Raw genomic sequence first — 13,032 nt, 5'->3', positions numbered from 1 at the left:
GAGAGGACGGCGCCGGTATGGGCTGGGTAACCGACTGGAGTGCGCAGGCAGCCTGCCGCACTACCGATCCGGATGAACTGTTCGTACAAGGAGCAGCGCAGAACAGGGCGAAGGCGGTGTGCACCGGATGTCCGGTGCGGACCGAGTGCCTGGCCGACGCGCTGGACAACCGCGTCGAGTTCGGCGTGTGGGGCGGCATGACGGAGCGGGAGCGGCGCGCACTTCTGCGCCGGCGCCCCACCGTCACCTCCTGGCGCAGGCTCCTTGAGACCGCCCGTACTGAGTACGAGCGCAGCACGGGCATTTTGCCCGAGGACGACGAGACCGGGGCGTACATCGAGTACGCGGCTGTGGGCTAGCCCACGGGCTGGTCCGACCGGGCGAACTCGTCGGGCGTGGCGCCGGGCTCGACGGCGTCACCCGCGGCGAGCCGGTCAGCGATGGCCCGAAGCCCTGTGAGGTCGTGCACATCGCCCGGCAGGGCGGCGACTTCGGCCACCGCCACCTCGGGGTGGAGTGCGGTGAAGCGGTCGCGCGTTCGCTGTTCACGCGCGAGTACGTGCATGCGTTCGGCGTGCAGGCGCAGCAGGCCAGCGGTCAACTGCTCGACGGAGTGAGTGGCGCGGGTGCCGCTCTCGCTCTCTGAGGTGTCGTCCGGTGCGGGGTCAGCTTCGGGAGAGGTGGCCGAGGAGTCACGAACTCCAGCATGCCCGGCCTCCTGATCCACAATGCCGCCCTCGTCAAGATTTTCTGCGGCGGCAAGGGCCCGCTCGGCCGAGAGCTGAGGGGCGCCGCTGCCGTGGACCCGGTTGAGTACGAGCCCGGCGAACGGCATCTCCTCCGCCGCCAGCCGCTCGACGAAGTACGCGGCCTCGCGCAGGGCGTCCCGCTCCGGTGCGGCGACCACCAGGAACGCCGTACCGGGCGCCTGGAGCAGCCGGTACGTCGCGTCCGCCCGCGTGCGGAAGCCGCCGAACATGGTGTCCATCGCGGCCACGAACGTCTGTACGTCGCGCAGCAGCTGGCCCCCCATCAGTTTGCTCAGGGTGCCCGTCATCATCGACATGCCGACATTGAGGAACTTCATCCCGGCCCGGCCGCCCACCTTCGCGGGCGCCATCAGTACCCGGATGAACTTGCCGTCCAGGAACGACCCGAGCCGCTTCGGCGCGTCGAGGAAGTCCAGCGCGGACCGGCTCGGCGGGGTGTCGACGATGATCAGGTCCCACTCGTCGCGGGCCCGCAGCTGGCCCAGCTTCTCCATCGCCATGTACTCCTGCGTGCCCGCGAAACCGGCCGACAGGGACTGGTAGAAGGGGTTCTCCAGGATCGCGCGGGCCCGCTCGCCGTCCGCGTGCGCCTCGACGATCTCGTCGAAGGTCCGCTTCATGTCGAGCATCATCGCGGACAGCTCACCGCCGGCCGACTCGTCTATGCCCTTCACCCGGCGCGGGGTGTTGTCGAGCTCGTCGATGCCCATGGACTGCGCCAGCCGGCGGGCCGGGTCGATGGTGAGGACGACGACCTTGCGGCCGCGCTCGGCCGCCCGTACACCCAGGGCCGCCGCGGTCGTCGTCTTGCCGACCCCGCCCGCGCCGCAGCACACGATGATGCGCGTGGCCGGGTCGTCGAGCAGTGGGTCGATGTCCAGGGTGGGTGTCGCGTCCATGCTGCTGTCCGTGGCACTCACGGTCATGTAGTCCCCCCAGGGGCGATACGGGTCCTCAGTTCCTTCGCCAGCCGGTAGAGCCCCGCGAGGTCCATGCCCTCGCCGAGCAGCGGCAGTTCGTACGTCGCCGGGTCCAGCCGGGCCAGTACGGCGCGCTGCTCGCGCTCCAGCTCGACGCGCTCCGCGTGCTCCGCGGCCTGTTCGAGGAGCGGGTCCACGAGGCGCTCGGCGAGGCCGCCGCGGCGCGCGCCGCCCAGACCGGCCTGGGAGAGCGCCTTGGCGACGGCGGCGCGCCGCTCGCCGGCCGCGGTGCGCAGGGCGTCCTCGTCGAGGAGGTGCGGGCGGACCATGTTCACGATGACGTTGCCGACGGGCAGCTCGGCGGCGTGCAGCTCGGCGATGCCGTCGGCGGTCTCCTGGACCGGCATCTCCTCCAGCAGCGTCACCAAGTGGACGGCCGTCTCGGGTGACTTGAGTACGCGCATGACGGCCTGGGCCTGGTTGTGTATCGGGCCGAACCTGGCCAGACCCGCCACCTCGTCGTTCACGTTGAGGAAGCGCGTGATGCGGCCGGTGGGCGGCGCGTCCATCACGACGTAGTCGTACGCGTAACGGTTCTGCTTGTCCCGGCGGCGGACCGCCTCGCACGCCTTGCCGGTCAGCAGCACGTCTCTGAGACCCGGCGCGATGGTGGTCGCGAAGTCGATCGCGCCGAGCTTTTTGAGCGCCCGGCCGGCTCCTCCGAGCTTGTAGAACATCTGGAGGTAGTCGAGAAGGGCGCGTTCGGCGTCTATCGCGAGGGCGTACACCTCCCCGCCGCCCGGTGCGACCGCGATCTTTCTCTCCTCGTACGGAAGTGCTTCCGTCTCGAAGAGCTGCGCGATCCCCTGCCTGCCCTCGACCTCCACAAGGAGGGCGCGTTTGCCCTCCGTCGCGAGGGCGAGCGCGAGTGCTGCGGCCACCGTGGTCTTTCCGGTACCGCCCTTGCCGCTGACGACCTGGAGCCTGCTCACGTCTTTGAGCCTAACCAGTCGATGCCCGGGCTACGCAGGAGGTGTCTGTGGCAGGCACTACAGTCGCCGTATGACCAAGTGGGAATACTCGACCGTGCCCCTTCTCGTGCACGCGACCAAGCAGATTCTGGACACCTGGGGCGAGGACGGCTGGGAGCTCGTCCAGGTCGTGCCCGGGCCGAACAACCCCGAGCAGCTGGTGGCCTACCTGAAGCGGGAGAAGCAGGCATGACCGGTGTTGTCGAGGCGAAGCTCGCCGAGCTCGGCCTGGTGCTTCCGGAGGTCGTTCCTCCGATCGCCGCCTACCAGCCGGCCGTCCAGTCGGGCGTGTACGTCTACACCGCGGGCCAGCTCCCGATGGTGGACGGCAAGCTTCCGTGCACCGGCAAGGTCGGTGCGGAGGTCACGCCGGAAGAGGCGAAGAACCTGGCGCGTACGTGCGCGCTGAACGCCCTGGCCGCCGTCAAGTCGGTCACGGGCGACCTGGACCGCATCGCGCGTGTCGTGAAGGTCGTCGGCTTCGTCGCCTCCGCCTCCGACTTCACCGGCCAGCCGGCCGTGATCAACGGCGCGAGCGAGCTGCTGGGCGCGGTGCTCGGTGACAAGGGCGTGCACGCGCGCAGCGCGGTGGGCGTGACGGTGCTGCCGCTCGACGCGCCGGTCGAGATCGAGATCCAGGTCGAGCTGACGTCTGCCTGATGTCTGTCTGACGTCTGCCTGAAGACCGGCGTTCCGCCGGGGCAGCAGGTCCCCTCGAACATCCAACCGGGAGCGGATAGCCTCCGGCCATGTCCAATGGTCAGTGGTACCCGCCCGAGTGGCCGGACCGGATCCGCGCCCTCGCTCGTGGTGAACTCACGGTGGCGTCCCCCAAGCGGGCCGCCACCGTCATGCTCCTGCGGGACACGGCCGGCGGCCCCGCCGTGCACATGCTGCGCAGACGCGCCTCCATGGCCTTCGCCGGAGGCGCGTACGCGTATCCGGGCGGCGGAGTCGACCCGCGCGACGACGACCACCAGGTGGGGTGGGCGGGGCCGTCCCTCGACGAGTGGGCCCGGCGCCTGGGCGTGGATGCCGCGTCGGCGCAGGCCATCGTGTGCGCTGCGGTGCGCGAGACGTACGAGGAGGCAGGCGTGCTGCTCGCGGGCCCGACGGCCGGCACCGTGGTCGGCGACACGACGGGGGACGACTGGGAGGCGGACCGGCGGGCCCTCGTGGCGCGGGAGCTGTCCTTCGCGGACTTTCTCCAGCGGCGGTCGCTGGTGCTGCGCTCCGACCTGCTGGGCGCGTGGGCGCGCTGGATCACTCCCGAGTTCGAGCCGAAGCGGTACGACACGTGGTTCTTCGTCGCCGCGCTGCCGAACGGCCAGCGGACCCGTAACGCCTCGACGGAGGCGGACCGTACGGTGTGGATCAGTCCGGCGGAGGCCGCCGCGGGATACGACAAGGGCGAGCTGCTGATGATGCCGCCGACGATTTCGACGCTGCGCACGCTCCAGCCGTACGCCACGGCCGCCGAGGCGCTCGCGGGCGCGGCGGACCAGGACATGACGCCGGTACTCGCGCAGGCGCGCCTGGAAGGCGACGAGCTGGTACTGAGCTGGCCGGGCCACGATGAGTTCACGAAGCGCATCGAGGGCACAAGCCGGACAAAGAGCCCGGACGGCACAGCGAGCACGCACGACACAGAGATCACGGACGGCACAGGCAGCGCAGGCAGCACAGAGAGCACCGGAGGCACCGCATGACCGACGCAGCCGCGCTTCCCGGGCAGCCCCGTGGTGGCGTGCTGTCCGGGCCCGCCACCGCGCGCGCCGTCAACGTCCTCGCCCCGAACGCCTCCGTGATGACGCTCGACGGCACCAACACCTGGATCGTCTCCGAGCCCGGCTCGGAGCTGGCGGTCGTCGTCGACCCGGGGCCGCTCGACGACGTACACCTGCGGACGGTGATCGCCACCGCGGAGGAGGCGGGCAAACGGGTCGCGCTGACCCTCCTCACGCACGGGCACCCCGACCACGCGGAGGGCGCGGCGCGATTCGCCGAGTTGACACGTACGTCCGTACGGGCCCTGGACCCCGCGCTGCGGCTCGGGGGCGAGGGGCTCGCGGCGGGGGACGTCATCACCACCGGCGGCCTGGAGATTCGCGTGGTGCCGACACCGGGGCACACCGCCGACTCGCTCTGCTTCCACCTGCCCGCGGACCAGGCCGTACTGACGGGCGACACCGTCCTCGGGCGCGGCACGACGGTCGTGGCGCACCCGGACGGACGGCTCGGCGACTACCTCGACTCGCTGCGGCGGCTGCGTTCGCTGACGGTCGACGACGGGGTGCGCACCGTGCTGCCGGGGCACGGGCCGGTCCTCGAAGACGCGCAGGGCGCGGTCGAGTACTACCTGGCCCACCGGGCGAACCGGCTCGCGCAGGTCGAGACGGCCGTCGAGAACGGCTACGCCACCGCGTCGGAGGTCGTCGCCCACGTGTACGCCGACGTGGACCGGTCACTGTGGCCGGCGGCGGAGCTCTCGGTGCGGGCACAGCTGGAGTACCTGCGGGAGCACGGCCTGATCTAGTACGAGAGTGCTGCGGGCCCGGTCAGGCGTCCTTGCGCTTGAACTCATCGGTGGGGATGGGGACGGTGGACCCGTCTTCGAGGTGAAGGGTGACGGTCTCGCCGTACGTGTAGTACTCGCGCGCCTCGTAATCGTTGCCCCTAGGCCCCGTGAGCAGGGTGCATTCGCCCCGGAACGGGTCGATGATCAAGTAGATGGGCACGTCGTAGCGGGCGTACTGCTGCACCTTGATCTCGTAGTCGTTTACGTCGTCCTTGGTGGACACGATTTCGACGGCGGCCAGTATGGCCTCGTACGTGTAAGGCTCTTTCGCGCCCTCAGCCAAGATCGTCACGTCGGGTACACGGTCGGGGTCGCCGGGGAACTTGATCAGCACGTCGGAGATGATCCGCTCCTCGCTGATTCCCGCGGAGTCAGCGGCATTCTGTACGCGCCTGATCGTCCAGCTCTGCACATTGCTCTGCGGTGTCATCACGACACGGCCCCCCACGACCTCGACCTTGAAGCCTTCGTGCTCCTTGGCGATCTGCTCAGCCGCATGCCGCAGGACGTCGTCCATGACGCTCATAGCTGCCTCCTCGCTCGTCACCGACCGTATTCGCAGAATAGCCCCGACCACTGACAAGAGGATCGGGAACGCGGAAGGGCCACCCCACCAGGGGCGGCCCTTCCGGCGTCGTACGGGCTCGTACTAGCGCGAGCGCTTCGCGAGGCGCTCGACGTCCAGCAGGATCACGGCTCGCGCCTCCAGGCGCAGCCAGCCGCGGCCCGCGAAGTCCGCGAGGGCCTTGTTGACCGTCTCGCGGGACGCGCCGACCAGCTGGGCCAGCTCTTCCTGCGTGAGGTCGTGCACGACGTGAATGCCCTCCTCCGACTGCACGCCGAAGCGGCGCGACAGGTCGAGGAGCGCACGGGCGACACGGCCCGGCACGTCGGAGAAGACCAGGTCGGACATCTGGTCGTTGGTCTTGCGCAGGCGGCGGGCGACGGCTCGGAGGAGGGCCGTGGCCACCTCCGGGCGGGCGTTCAGCCAGGGCTGGAGGTCGCCGTGGCCGAGGCCGAGCAGCTTGACCTCCGTCAGCGCGGTCGCGGTGGCGGTGCGCGGGCCCGGGTCGAAGAGCGACAGCTCACCGATGAGCTCGCCGGGACCGAGCACGGCCAGCATGTTCTCGCGGCCGTCGGGGGAGGTGCGGTGCAGCTTCACCTTGCCCTCGGTGACCACGTACAGGCGGTCGCCGGGGTCGCCCTCGTGGAAGAGGGCGTCGCCGCGAGCGAGCGTCACCTCACTCATCGAGGCGCGGAGCTCCGCGGCCTGCTCGTCATCGAGCGCCGCGAAGAGCGGGGCGCGCCGCAGAACGTCGTCCACGAGTTCTCTCCTTGTCGACCTGCTCATCACGGGAACCGTGGTCACCATGATGCCGGACGGTAAAACAGTGCGATCAATCACAAGTTTGACGTACCGGCGTACCCGACCGTGCGGCAGGGGGCCGATTGGGGTGGTGATTGGCTGTGACCGGGGCGGATGTCGGTGCCGGGCTTTAGGCTGGCCGGGTGTCCGAATCGCCGGTGAGAGTGCAGCCCAAGGGGGCCGGACAGGTGACTGAAGGCCGTAATTCCGCTGTGGGCGAACAGGTCCCGGCTCAGGTCAAGAATGCCGCAAAAGAGGTAAAAGTGCCCAAGCCTGCGAAGGCGAAGGTCAAGGTAAATGCGGAGGAGGAGGCGACGGTGGAGGCGAAGCCCGCGAAGGTCGCCAAGCCCGCGAAGGCCGCCAAGCCGGAATCGCGCCTGGCCATGGTCCGCCGCGCCCGCCGCATGAACCGCGAGCTGGCCGAGGTCTATCCGTACGCCCATCCCGAGCTCGACTTCGAGAACGCCTTCGAGCTGCTGGTCGCCACGGTCCTCTCCGCCCAGACCACCGACCTGCGGGTCAACCAGACCACCCCGGCCGTCTTCGCCAAGTACCCGACGCCCGAGGACATGGCAGCCGCGGACCCCGAGGAGCTGGAGCAGCTGATCCGGCCGACGGGCTTCTTCCGCGCCAAGACCCGGTCCCTGCTCGGCCTGTCCGCCGCCATCAGGGACAACTTCGGTGGCGAGGTACCGGGCCGTCTGCAGGACCTCGTGACGCTGCCGGGCGTCGGCCGTAAAACCGCCAACGTGGTCCTCGGCAATGCTTTCGGCGTCGCCGGACTCACTGTCGACACGCACTTCGGCCGGCTCGTGCGGCGCTGGAAGTGGACCGAGAACGAGGACCCGGAGAAAGTCGAGGCGGACATCGCCGCGATCTTCCCCAAGACCGAGTGGACGATGCTCTCGCACCGGATCATCTTCCACGGCCGCCGCGTCTGCCACTCCCGCAAGCCGGCCTGCGGCGCCTGCCCGATCGCCCATCTGTGCCCGTCCTACGGCGAGGGCGAGACGGACCCGGAGAAGGCGAAGAAGCTCCTCAAGTACGAGATGGGCGGCTATCCGGGCCAGCGGCTGAAGCCCCCGCCCGGCTATCCGGGAGAGCCCGCGCCGCCGCTGGGAGCCGCCGAGTGACAGCCGCGTGCGACTGCGCGGAACGAACGGGCCCGGTTCGGGCGTTGTGACGACGGGGGTGCCTATGACGCGTGGGAGCGAGACATACGACGGCGGGGCGGCCACGGCTGCCGGGTCCGCCAGGACCGCCGAGGCGGCCGGTCCGGCCGAAGTCGCCGTGACGAGCCGTGGGCTGCCCGCCTGGCTCGACCCGGTGGCCGAGGTCGCCCGGTCCGTACGCCCCGAGCAGCTCAGCCGCTTTCTGCCGCCGGAGAGCGGCGCCGGGCGCCAGTCGGCCGTACTGATCCTCTTCGGCGAGGGCGAGAAAGGTCCTGAGCTGCTGCTCATGGAGCGGGCCGGAAGCCTCCGCTCGCACGCGGGGCAGCTGAGCTTCCCCGGTGGCGCCCTCGACCCCGCCGACGGCGAACCGGAAACCACGGGCCCGCTGCGCGCCGCGCTCCGCGAGGCCGAGGAGGAGACCGGGCTTGATCCCTCCGGCGTTCAGGTCTTCGGCGTACTGCCCCGCCTCTACATCCCCGTCAGCAACTTCGTGGTGACGCCCGTCCTCGGCTGGTGGCGTGAGCCGAGCGCCGTCGGCGTCGTCGACTCCGCCGAGACGGCGAGCGTCTTCACGGTCCCCGTGGCGGATCTCACGGATCCGGCCAATCGTGTGACGAGCGTCCATCCGCGCGGCCACAGCGGCCCCGCGTTCCTCGTCGGACCCGCTCTGGTCTGGGGTTTCACGGCGGGTGTGATCGACAAGATTCTTCACTACGCAGGCTGGGAGCGGCCCTGGGACCGCTCGCGGCAGGTCCCGCTCGACTGGCACGCGTGACAGGGTGGCCGTGTGAACGTCCTGGACATCTTGTTGCTGGTCGCGGCGGTGTGGTTCGCGATCGTCGGGTACCGACAGGGATTCGTCGTCGGCATTCTGTCGGTGATCGGCTTTCTGGGCGGTGGCCTGGTCGCGGTCTATCTGCTGCCGTTCCTGTGGGACCAGCTGACCGACGGATCGGAAGTCAGTTCGACAGCCGCCGTCGTCGCGGTCATCGTCGTGATCGTGTTCGCCTCGGTGGGCCAGGCCTTCACCACCCACCTCGGCAACAAGCTCCGCAGATACATCACCTGGTCGCCCGCCCGCGTCCTGGACGCCTCGGGCGGCGCGCTGGTCAACGTCGTCGCGATGCTCCTCGTCGCCTGGCTGATCGGCTCCGCGCTCGCGGGCACCACGCTGCCCACCCTGGGCAAGGAGGTCCGTAACTCCAAGGTGCTCCTCGGCGTCTCGCGGGTGATGCCCGACCAGGCGAGCATGTGGTTCACGGACTTCAGCTCCGTCCTCGCGCAGAACGGCTTCCCGCAGGTCTTCAGCCCCTTCTCCAACGAGCCGATCACCGAGGTCCAGGCCCCGGACCCGGCGCTCGCCGGCAGCCCCGTCGCCGCCCGCGCCAAGAAGTCCATCGTCAAGGTCGTCGGTACGGCGCAGAGCTGCGGCAAGGTCCTCGAAGGCACCGGCTTCGTCTTCGACAACCGCCGCGTCATGACCAACGCGCATGTCGTCGGCGGGGTGGACGAGCCGACCGTCCAGATCGGCGGTGAGGGCCGCCGGTACGACGCCACCGTGGTGCTCTACGACTGGGAGCGCGACATCGCCGTACTGGACGTCCCCAACCTCGACGCGCCGGCGTTGCAGTTCACGGACGCCGACGCCCGCAGCGGTGACGGCGCGATCATCGCGGGCTTCCCGGAGAACGGCGCGTACGACGTCCGGTCCGCCCGCGTCCGCGGCCGGATCAACGCCAACGGCCCGGACATCTACCACCGCGGCACCGTCCAGCGCGACGTCTACTCGCTCTTCGCGACCGTCCGTCAGGGCAACTCGGGCGGGCCGCTGCTGACGCCCGACGGCAAGGTCTACGGCGTCGTCTTCGCCAAGTCCCTCGACGACGCCGACACGGGGTACGCCCTGACGGCCGACGAGGTCCGCGAGGACGTCCGCCTCGGCCGCGCCGCCAACCAGCAGGTCGACAGCGAGAGCTGCGCGCTGTGAGAGGTGCGCGCGGTGAGAGGCGCGCTCTGAGAGGCCGGTTCAGCACGACATGCGTCTGACGATCCTCGGCGGCGGCGGTTTCCGCGTCCCTCTCGTGTACGGCGCGCTCCTGCGCGACCACGCCGAGGGCCGCGTCACCCACGTCACCCTCCACGACCTGGACCGGGCCCGGCTGACCGCGATCGCCCGGGTCCTGGCCGACCAGGCCGACGAGGTCCCGGACGCCCCGTCCGTGACCGTGACCACCGACCTCGACGAGGCCCTGCGCGGCGCCGACTTCGTCTTCTCCGCCATCCGGGTCGGCGGCCTGGAGGGCAGGGCCGCCGACGAGCGCGTCGCACTCGCCGAGGGCGTCCTGGGCCAGGAGACGGTCGGCGCGGGCGGCATCGCGTACGGACTGCGTACGGTCCCGGTCGCCGTCGACATCGCGCGACGCGTGGCGCGGCTCGCTCCCGACGCGTGGGTCATCAACTTCACCAACCCCGCCGGCCTCGTCACCGAGGCCATGTCCCGCCACCTCGGCGACCGCGTCATCGGTATCTGCGACTCGCCCGTGGGCCTCGGCCGCCGCGTCGCCCGCGTGCTCGGCGTCACCGACCCTGCGGCGGCGCGACTCGACTACGTCGGCCTCAACCACCTCGGCTGGCTGCGCGGGGTGTACGCCGACGACGGGCCCGGCCGCGACAACTTGCTCCCCGCCCTGTTCGACGACGAGCGCGCCCTGGCCTCCTTCGAGGAGGGCAGGCTCTTCGGCGCCGAGTGGCTGCGCTCGCTCGGCTCGATCCCCAACGAGTACCTGCACTACTACTACTTCAACCGCGAGACGGTCACCGCCTACCGCGAGGCGAAGCAGACCCGCGGCGCCTTCCTCCGCGACCAGCAGGCACGCTTCTACGACGGCATGGCGGACCGCACGTCGGCGTCGGGCGCCCTGGCCGCGTGGGACCGTACCCGCGCCGAGCGCGAAGCCACGTACATGGCGGAGAACCGGGAGGCGGCGGGCGCGGGCGAGCGCGCCGCCGACGACCTGGAGTCGGGTGGTTACGAGTACGTCGCGCTCGCCCTGATGCGGGCGATCGCCCGCGACGAGCACGCCACGCTCATCCTCAACGTCCGCAACGGGGACACCTTGTCGCTGCTCGACGAGGCAGCCGTCGTCGAAGTCCCGTGCCTGGTCGACGCGACCGGCGCCCGTCCCGTCGCCGTATCACCGCTGACCGGCCATGAGGCGGGCCTGGTGGCCGCGGTCAAGGCGGTCGAGCGGTGCGTACTGGAAGCGGGCGAGAGCGGGTCGGCGCGGGCGGCGGTGAAGGCGTTCGCGCTGCATCCGCTCGTCGACTCGGTCGGGGTGGCGCGCAGGCTGCTCGACGGCTACCGCAGCGCGCACCCCGGACTCGGGTACCTCAGGTCGTAAACCGGTAGCTTCAGTCGCGAGGGTGACGCAGCCGCGCCGAGACCCAGCGGGCCCGGCGGCGGAGGATGCGTGGAATCCCGATCGCGCGGGAGGGCGGGCCGTGGCCCTGATCCCGGGGACCGCCCCCTTCGTGGGTGCTCAGCGCTGTGGCCGAGCGGCGATTGCGTGCTGCGTCACCGTAGTCGTGCGTCCAGCCCATACCCCGACCTTTGCCCGTGCCCCAAGGTCCGTAATCGCGTTGGGGACAGCCAATTGGCCTATGCGCGAGGCAATTGGCTGTTCGTAGGACAAGCGTTCTGAGCGGGCCGGCGTGCGGTCAGCGGTCGGGCTCGGGATCCTTCAGCCAGTTGACCAGTTCGGCCGAGAAAGCCGCCGGGTCCTCCTCGTTCGGGAAGTGGCCGAGACCGTCGAACAGCCGCCACCGGTACGGCGCTTCGACGTACTGCCCGGAGCCCGCCGCGCTGCGCGTACGCATCACCGGGTCCAGGGAGCCGTGCAGATGCAGCGTCGGCACCCGTACAGGCCGCTTCATGCGCCGGTTGAACTGCAGCCCGTCCGGCCGCGCCATCGACCGCACCATCCACCGGTACGGCTCGATGGAGCAGTGCGCCGTCGACGGGATCGACATCGCCCGCCGGTACACGTCGACGTCCTCGTCGTCCGGCAGCCGCGGTCCCGACCAGTCGCGGATCAGCCGGCCCACCAACGCCGCGTCGTCGGCGACCAGCTGACGCTCGGGCAGCCACGGCCGCTGGAAACCCCAGACGTACGATCCGGCCCGCGTCTGTGACACGTCGGAGAGCATCGCCGAGCGCCAGCGACGCGGATGCGGCATCGAGGAGACCGCGAGCCGGCGCACCAGCTTGGGCCGCATCACGGCCGCCGTCCACGCCAGGTACCCGCCCAGGTCGTGTCCGACGAGCGCCGCGTCCGGCTCACCGAGCGAGCGCACGACGCCGGTGATGTCGAGTGCGAGGTTCGCCGGGTCGTAACCCCGCGGCGTACGGTCGCTGCCGCCGACCCCCCGCAGGTCCATCGCGACGGCCCGGAAGCCGGCGTCGGCGAGCGCGGTCATCTGGTGCCGCCACGTCCACCAGAACTGCGGGAAACCGTGCAGCAGCAGCACGAGCGGTCCGTCCCCGGCTTCCGCGATGTGGAAGCGCGCGCCGTTGGCCGCGACCTCGCGGTGGGTCCACGGGCCGTCGGGACGTACGACGGAAGTGGGAGCGGCGGCTGGAGCAGGGGTCGGAGCCGGGACTGGAGCTGGAGCGGTTGCGCCGGAGCCGGAATCTGGGGCGGTCATGTGGACGAGCGTGCCACAGCCACTGCCTTGTCACCGACCTGACGCGGATGAGGCTTGACGCCCTGGAGTACGGCCGCTGTCTGCTTGGCCGAGGCGATGCTCTTCTCCGGCGGCTTGACCTTCTTGAACTTCGAGACGGCGATGAGCGCCAGCAGCCCCGCCAGCAGCAGAAAGGCTCCGCCGACGATCAGGAAGGACCAGGCGAGCCCGAGCCCCAGGTTGTGGATGCCGTACGCCGCGGCGAAGCTCAGCACCGGCAGGGAAAAGAGCGCGAACACCCCCGCGACACCGATCGCCGTGCCACCCATGCCGACGCGCCTGGCGTCCTGCCGCAGCTCGGCCTTGGCCAGCGCGATCTCGTCGTGCATGAGTGCGGACATCTCGGCGGTCGCCGATGCGACCAACTGGCCGAGGCTGCGGTCGACGCTGTCAGCTGTCGCTGTGCGGGCGGGGTCGCTCATCGCTCTCTCCCTCTTCTGCCTTCTACGTCT

The 13,032-nt window shown here is 70.5% G+C and carries 16 protein-coding genes; 9 read left to right on the top strand and 7 right to left on the bottom strand.

Annotation, left to right across the window (positions count from 1 at the left end; genetic code table 11):
• Positions 1-17 precede the first annotated feature (17 nt).
• On the top strand, positions 18-359 hold the full coding sequence (locus J7E91_RS05970; RefSeq protein WP_028810436.1) for a WhiB family transcriptional regulator: 342 nt from the start codon (positions 18-20) through the stop codon (positions 357-359).
• Here the strand turns inward: J7E91_RS05970 and J7E91_RS05965 are convergent.
• Together J7E91_RS05965 and J7E91_RS05960 are read right to left on the bottom strand one after the other, a co-directional pair.
• Positions 356-1,696: an ArsA family ATPase gene (locus tag J7E91_RS05965; RefSeq protein ID WP_214899749.1), complete on the bottom strand. Its 1,341-nt coding sequence runs from the start codon at positions 1,694-1,696 to the stop codon at positions 356-358. The two genes, J7E91_RS05970 and J7E91_RS05965, sit on opposite strands and share 4 nt — an antisense overlap.
• Complete coding sequence (locus J7E91_RS05960) at positions 1,693-2,682, bottom strand: ArsA-related P-loop ATPase (protein ID WP_214899748.1); 990 nt, start codon at positions 2,680-2,682, stop codon at positions 1,693-1,695. Before J7E91_RS05960 ends, J7E91_RS05965 begins: the two co-directional genes overlap by 4 nt.
• Before the next feature lie 70 nt (positions 2,683-2,752).
• Here J7E91_RS05960 and J7E91_RS05955 point away from each other — a divergent pair, with 70 nt between their 5' ends.
• From J7E91_RS05955 to J7E91_RS05940, 4 genes are all read left to right on the top strand, one after another.
• Positions 2,753-2,914, top strand: a complete 162-nt coding sequence (locus J7E91_RS05955; RefSeq protein ID WP_019355547.1) for a DUF4177 domain-containing protein — start codon at positions 2,753-2,755, stop codon at positions 2,912-2,914.
• Positions 2,911-3,381: a RidA family protein gene (locus J7E91_RS05950; protein ID WP_214899747.1), complete on the top strand. Its 471-nt coding sequence runs from the start codon at positions 2,911-2,913 to the stop codon at positions 3,379-3,381. The genes J7E91_RS05955 and J7E91_RS05950 overlap by 4 nt, the downstream gene beginning before the upstream one ends.
• Before the next feature lie 89 nt (positions 3,382-3,470).
• Complete coding sequence (locus J7E91_RS05945) at positions 3,471-4,430, top strand: NUDIX domain-containing protein (RefSeq protein ID WP_214899746.1); 960 nt, start codon at positions 3,471-3,473, stop codon at positions 4,428-4,430.
• A complete protein-coding gene (locus J7E91_RS05940; protein WP_214899745.1) occupies positions 4,427-5,257 on the top strand; it encodes an MBL fold metallo-hydrolase in 831 nt (276 codons plus the stop codon). Before J7E91_RS05945 ends, J7E91_RS05940 begins: the two co-directional genes overlap by 4 nt.
• 22 nt (positions 5,258-5,279) lie before the next feature.
• Here the strand turns inward: J7E91_RS05940 and J7E91_RS05935 are convergent, their stop codons facing one another.
• Positions 5,280-5,825, bottom strand: coding sequence for a Uma2 family endonuclease (locus tag J7E91_RS05935; RefSeq protein WP_214899744.1), 546 nt, complete (start codon positions 5,823-5,825; stop codon positions 5,280-5,282).
• A gap of 123 nt (positions 5,826-5,948) precedes the next feature.
• Positions 5,949-6,623: a Crp/Fnr family transcriptional regulator gene (locus tag J7E91_RS05930; protein ID WP_014046869.1), complete on the bottom strand. Its 675-nt coding sequence runs from the start codon at positions 6,621-6,623 to the stop codon at positions 5,949-5,951.
• A gap of 425 nt (positions 6,624-7,048) precedes the next feature.
• Here J7E91_RS05930 and nth point away from each other — a divergent pair, with 425 nt between their 5' ends.
• The 4 genes from nth to J7E91_RS05910 all read left to right on the top strand — a co-directional run bounded on the left by nth (position 7,049) and on the right by J7E91_RS05910 (position 11,238).
• The gene (nth, locus tag J7E91_RS05925) at positions 7,049-7,798 is read left to right on the top strand and encodes an endonuclease III (RefSeq protein ID WP_214899803.1); all 750 of its coding nucleotides are present in this window, start codon (positions 7,049-7,051) and stop codon (positions 7,796-7,798) included.
• A gap of 64 nt (positions 7,799-7,862) precedes the next feature.
• A complete protein-coding gene (locus tag J7E91_RS05920) occupies positions 7,863-8,612 on the top strand; it encodes a CoA pyrophosphatase (protein ID WP_214899743.1) in 750 nt (249 codons plus the stop codon).
• 12 nt (positions 8,613-8,624) lie between these two features.
• On the top strand, positions 8,625-9,824 hold the full coding sequence (locus tag J7E91_RS05915) for a MarP family serine protease (protein ID WP_214899741.1): 1,200 nt from the start codon (positions 8,625-8,627) through the stop codon (positions 9,822-9,824).
• Between the two features lie 49 nt (positions 9,825-9,873).
• A complete protein-coding gene (locus J7E91_RS05910; protein ID WP_214899739.1) occupies positions 9,874-11,238 on the top strand; it encodes a 6-phospho-beta-glucosidase in 1,365 nt (454 codons plus the stop codon).
• A 10-nt stretch (positions 11,239-11,248) separates the two neighbouring features.
• Here the strand turns inward: J7E91_RS05910 and J7E91_RS35690 are convergent, their stop codons facing one another.
• The 3 genes from J7E91_RS35690 to J7E91_RS05900 form a co-directional block, all read right to left on the bottom strand.
• A complete protein-coding gene (locus J7E91_RS35690; RefSeq protein WP_078606705.1) occupies positions 11,249-11,437 on the bottom strand; it encodes a hypothetical protein in 189 nt (62 codons plus the stop codon).
• Between the two features lie 117 nt (positions 11,438-11,554).
• Positions 11,555-12,541 (bottom strand): alpha/beta fold hydrolase, encoded by a 987-nt coding sequence (locus tag J7E91_RS05905; RefSeq protein ID WP_214899737.1) that lies wholly within the window; start codon positions 12,539-12,541, stop codon positions 11,555-11,557.
• Positions 12,538-13,002, bottom strand: coding sequence for a phage holin family protein (locus J7E91_RS05900; RefSeq protein WP_214899736.1), 465 nt, complete (start codon positions 13,000-13,002; stop codon positions 12,538-12,540). Before J7E91_RS05900 ends, J7E91_RS05905 begins: the two co-directional genes overlap by 4 nt.
• Positions 13,003-13,032 lie beyond the last annotated feature (30 nt).

It is taken from the genome of Streptomyces sp. ISL-99 (genome assembly GCF_018614005.1).
Classification (GTDB): domain Bacteria; phylum Actinomycetota; class Actinomycetes; order Streptomycetales; family Streptomycetaceae; genus Streptomyces; species Streptomyces flavidovirens.
The sequence above is the reverse complement of the archived record's forward strand: the minus strand, read 5'-3'. Positions and strand labels throughout refer to the sequence as shown.

Coding starts and splice junctions, on each gene's coding strand:
- J7E91_RS05950 (WP_214899747.1), top strand. CDS start 2,911: ATGACCGGTGTTGTCGAGGCGAAGCTCGCCGAGCTCGGCCTGGTGCTT.
- nth (WP_214899803.1), top strand. CDS start 7,049: ATGGTCCGCCGCGCCCGCCGCATGAACCGCGAGCTGGCCGAGGTCTAT.
- J7E91_RS05900 (WP_214899736.1), bottom strand. CDS start 13,002: ATGAGCGACCCCGCCCGCACAGCGACAGCTGACAGCGTCGACCGCAGC.
- J7E91_RS05965 (WP_214899749.1), bottom strand. CDS start 1,696: ATGACCGTGAGTGCCACGGACAGCAGCATGGACGCGACACCCACCCTG.
- J7E91_RS05920 (WP_214899743.1), top strand. CDS start 7,863: ATGACGCGTGGGAGCGAGACATACGACGGCGGGGCGGCCACGGCTGCC.
- J7E91_RS05970 (WP_028810436.1), top strand. CDS start 18: ATGGGCTGGGTAACCGACTGGAGTGCGCAGGCAGCCTGCCGCACTACC.
- J7E91_RS05955 (WP_019355547.1), top strand. CDS start 2,753: ATGACCAAGTGGGAATACTCGACCGTGCCCCTTCTCGTGCACGCGACC.
- J7E91_RS05935 (WP_214899744.1), bottom strand. CDS start 5,825: ATGAGCGTCATGGACGACGTCCTGCGGCATGCGGCTGAGCAGATCGCC.
- J7E91_RS05940 (WP_214899745.1), top strand. CDS start 4,427: ATGACCGACGCAGCCGCGCTTCCCGGGCAGCCCCGTGGTGGCGTGCTG.
- J7E91_RS05910 (WP_214899739.1), top strand. CDS start 9,874: ATGCGTCTGACGATCCTCGGCGGCGGCGGTTTCCGCGTCCCTCTCGTG.
- J7E91_RS05945 (WP_214899746.1), top strand. CDS start 3,471: ATGTCCAATGGTCAGTGGTACCCGCCCGAGTGGCCGGACCGGATCCGC.
- J7E91_RS35690 (WP_078606705.1), bottom strand. CDS start 11,437: ATGGGCTGGACGCACGACTACGGTGACGCAGCACGCAATCGCCGCTCG.
- J7E91_RS05905 (WP_214899737.1), bottom strand. CDS start 12,541: ATGACCGCCCCAGATTCCGGCTCCGGCGCAACCGCTCCAGCTCCAGTC.